At 49.4% G+C, this 3,314-nt stretch carries 3 protein-coding genes; all 3 read left to right on the top strand.

Features of this window, described 5'->3' with window-relative positions:
- The coding region (locus PHC90_14825; protein ID MDD3847620.1) for a HAMP domain-containing sensor histidine kinase at window positions 1-1,103 on the top strand (1,103 nt) is incomplete at its 5' end.
- Window positions 1,104-1,340: 237 nt separating this feature from the next.
- A complete protein-coding gene (locus tag PHC90_14820) occupies window positions 1,341-2,687 on the top strand; it encodes a sigma-54 dependent transcriptional regulator (protein MDD3847619.1) in 1,347 nt (448 codons plus the stop codon).
- A gap of 275 nt (window positions 2,688-2,962) precedes the next feature.
- On the top strand, window positions 2,963-3,314 hold a 352-nt coding region (locus PHC90_14815; GenBank protein MDD3847618.1), incomplete at its 3' end, for a prepilin-type N-terminal cleavage/methylation domain-containing protein.

The following is a 3,314-nucleotide window of genomic DNA, read 5'->3' as shown; positions in this document are numbered from 1 at the left end:
AAGGCCATGAGGGGTGGTGGTTGAAAGGTTTTTTCAGAGACCCTGGCAACTTGAGGTACAGTCTCAACACGATCATACCTCTCGTAGCTTTTCTGACTAGTCTCTTCTCTCTCGCCATCGGTCTTAACGTCATCGCTTCTGCAAGAAGCAACGTGGTGTGGTTCTGGATCTTCGGCGTCTGCCTCTTTTCCGCCCTGTGCGGCCTGATAGTCGTGAGGGCCATGATGCAGCCTCTCAATGACCTTGTCAGGAAAGCGGAACAATTTGTAAGACTTGAAGAGTTCAGAAAAGAGCGGGGCCAGATGATGGAGGTTTACAAGCTCATAGAGCGCCTGATGGACCACGTTCGATCCGGTCCTGACGAAGGAGAGCGCAAAACCCTCATGGAGAGCATGGAGAAGCTGGATTACATCATCCCCCTGGGTTATATGTCGCTCATGGTGGCCCACGAGGTGAGAAATCCTCTCAATACCATAACGGGCATGAGTGAGCTTCTTCAGCAGAGGGTGACAGACGATGTTCAGAAGCGGTATATAACAGCCATGTTGGAGGCATCCAGGAAGATAGACGTTTTTACCCGGGAGCTTCTTGATTTCACGGATAATGAACTGACGATGGAGGAGTTCAACATATACGAGGTCATCCAGGATGCGGTGGGTGCCGTAACGGACTCCTGCAGGGACGTCCGCGTGGATTATCCCAGGAAGGGTAACCTTGCCTGCCACGCAGACAGAACGAAATTCTACCAGGTAATTCACAATGTTCTGAAGAATGCCGCGGGCTACGAAGAGGGAGGAGGCGCCGTAAAACTCCACGTGGAGCATGACGAGGAGAAAATATCCGTAATTGTATTCAACAGGAATTCGCGTATCGAAAAGAGTGATTACGAAGCGATCTTCAAGCCCTTTTTTACAAGCAAAAAAGGCGGCAAGGGTCTGGGGCTTTTCATAGGAATGCGGAATATGAAGCTCCATGGCGGGGACATCAAGGTAAAAAGCGGTGACGAGGGTACAACCTTCACCGTAGAACTGCCGGTCCAGGTAAAACAGCACATAAACAGGGGAAGAGAGGACAAAAAAGACAATGAAAGCCCGTCAGCATAACCCCCGTTCAAGCATTCGACGGGTTGTTGATAAACTCTTCTTCGCCGTCATCCCGGACTTTATCCGAGATCCAGGGGTTTTTCAATCCCAACGTTTTTCCTGGGTACCGGCCTACGCCGGCATGACGATATCAATGGGCTATGGCATATTTCGCTTTGCGGAACCTGGAACCGTGTTTTCTTGCCGGTATCCTATCGAGGTACGCGGAGTTCTTGCAAGCTAAAAGGACAATGAATCATGAGCGAGAGGATTATCATCGTAGAGGACGACCAGGGCGTAAGGTTCTTCCTGGAAGAGGCCCTGAAGGGCGAAGGCTACCGGGTAGATTCTTTTGAAAGCTACGAGAGTGCCTACCGGTCCATAGGCAACAGCACGGACCTGGTGATCATGGATATCAGCCTGCCGGGCATGGACGGCCTTTCGGCAACCGCTGACATCAAGAGGAAGTACGATGTGCCCATCCTGATCATCACGGCATACGGGACGAAAAAGAATGCTTTGGAAGCGATAAAGAGGGGGGCGACGGACTTTTTCGTGAAGCCCATCCTTCTCGATGAACTAAAGGTTATGTTGAAAAGGGTCCTGGGAACGAGAAGATTGAAAAAGGAAGTTGAACTATTAAGAGACAAGGAACTGGAGAACGATGTCTTTCGGGGGGTTGTTGGCAAATCGATACAAATGAAGGAGATTTTCAGGCAGGTCGAAAAGATAGCCGGCACAGGGTTGAGCGTTCTTATCACGGGGGAAACAGGTGTCGGCAAGGAGGAGATAGCAAAACTTGTCCATGCCCTGTCCGGGCGCAAGGGAGAGTTTGTCGTCGTCAACTGCGCCTCCATTCCGGACAACCTTCTGGAAAGCGAGCTTTTCGGGTATGACAAGGGTGCTTTTACCGGGGCTGTCCAGCAGAAGGCCGGGAAGTTCGAAGTGGCCCACGAAGGAACGATCGTCCTCGATGAGATAGGTGAGATGAGCCCTTATCTTCAGGCCAAGCTGCTCAGGGTAGTGGAAAAGCAGGAGATTGAGCACCTGGGTTCAACGAAGACAAAAAAGGTGGACATTCATGTCATTTCCACGACCAACAGGGTTCTCGAGAACGAGATCAAGGAAGGCAAGTTCCGTGAAGACCTTTTTTTCAGGCTTTCGCAGATCCATATCCAGATTCCGCCTTTGAGGGAGAGACGAGATGATATCGAGGTCCTTGTCGATCATGTCCTGCAGAATATTGAGAAAGAGACGGGCCGTATTATGACGCTATCCGACGATGCCATGGGACTCCTCATAAATTACCCCTGGCCCGGAAATGCCCGGGAACTGATTGGTACCATAAGAAGGGCATCGGTGATGTGCGACGGTGACGTCATCGGCCTCGATGATCTGCCCCTCCATCTTCGGGCGGACCACCCCCTGTCAGGTTCTCTGTATTCCGACCAATCTCTGGATGACGCCATATCAGTGCTGGAAAAGAACATGATCATCGACGCCCTCAAGAAGGTTCAGGGTTCACAAACGAAGGCTGCAAAGCTTCTCGGAATTTCAGAGCGCAGCATGTGGTACAGGGTGAAGAAGTACGAGATAGGGGTCTAGAAAAGCTACAAAAAGTGTTGTTCCTTTTCACAAAAATTGTTGTTCTTTCGCAACAAGATGTCTTGCACTGCCCGGCTTTATAGAGAGAATTCTATTTGAGAATGATTTTTGTCTTGCATCGATGCTCTATTTTATTATATCTGTTGCAATTTGATATGCGCTACGGTATATAAAAACCATTGCAGAACGCTACGAGCAAGGAAGTTTTGGTGGCGGCACAGGCTTTGCAGTATTAATGACAAAATTCGGGGAAGACCACACCAGGAGGCACACCAATGAAGACGCTCAACAGTAATAAAGGTTTTACCCTCATAGAATTGATCATAGTTATCATCATCATCGGTATATTGGCAGCAGTGGCAATACCGAAGTACATGGAAATTAAAGAACAAGCAGGCGACGCAGCAGCACAGGGCGTTCTCGGAGCTTTGAGAGGAGCGAACAGTATTCTTTTTGCCCAGGCCAATTTGAATAACTGGTTTGTTCCAGTGGCGCAAGGCGGTTTGGGTAGCGTGTATACAATGGGTGATATCGTAGCTACGGCAAATATCCAAGGAATTTATACCACAGGAAATGTTGGCAATCAAACGATGTCCTTTCTAATAACCGGTGCCGGTGTATACACTT

It is taken from the genome of Syntrophorhabdaceae bacterium (assembly GCA_028698615.1).
In the GTDB taxonomy this organism is placed as follows: Bacteria; Desulfobacterota; Syntrophorhabdia; order Syntrophorhabdales; family Syntrophorhabdaceae; genus Delta-02.
This window is presented reverse-complemented; position numbering and strand designations above follow the sequence as displayed.

What these genes read in the sequence shown, in the direction of transcription:
- PHC90_14820 (MDD3847619.1), top strand. Translation starts at nt 1,341, where the DNA reads ATGAGCGAGAGGATTATCATCGTAGAGGACGACCAGGGCGTAAGGTTC.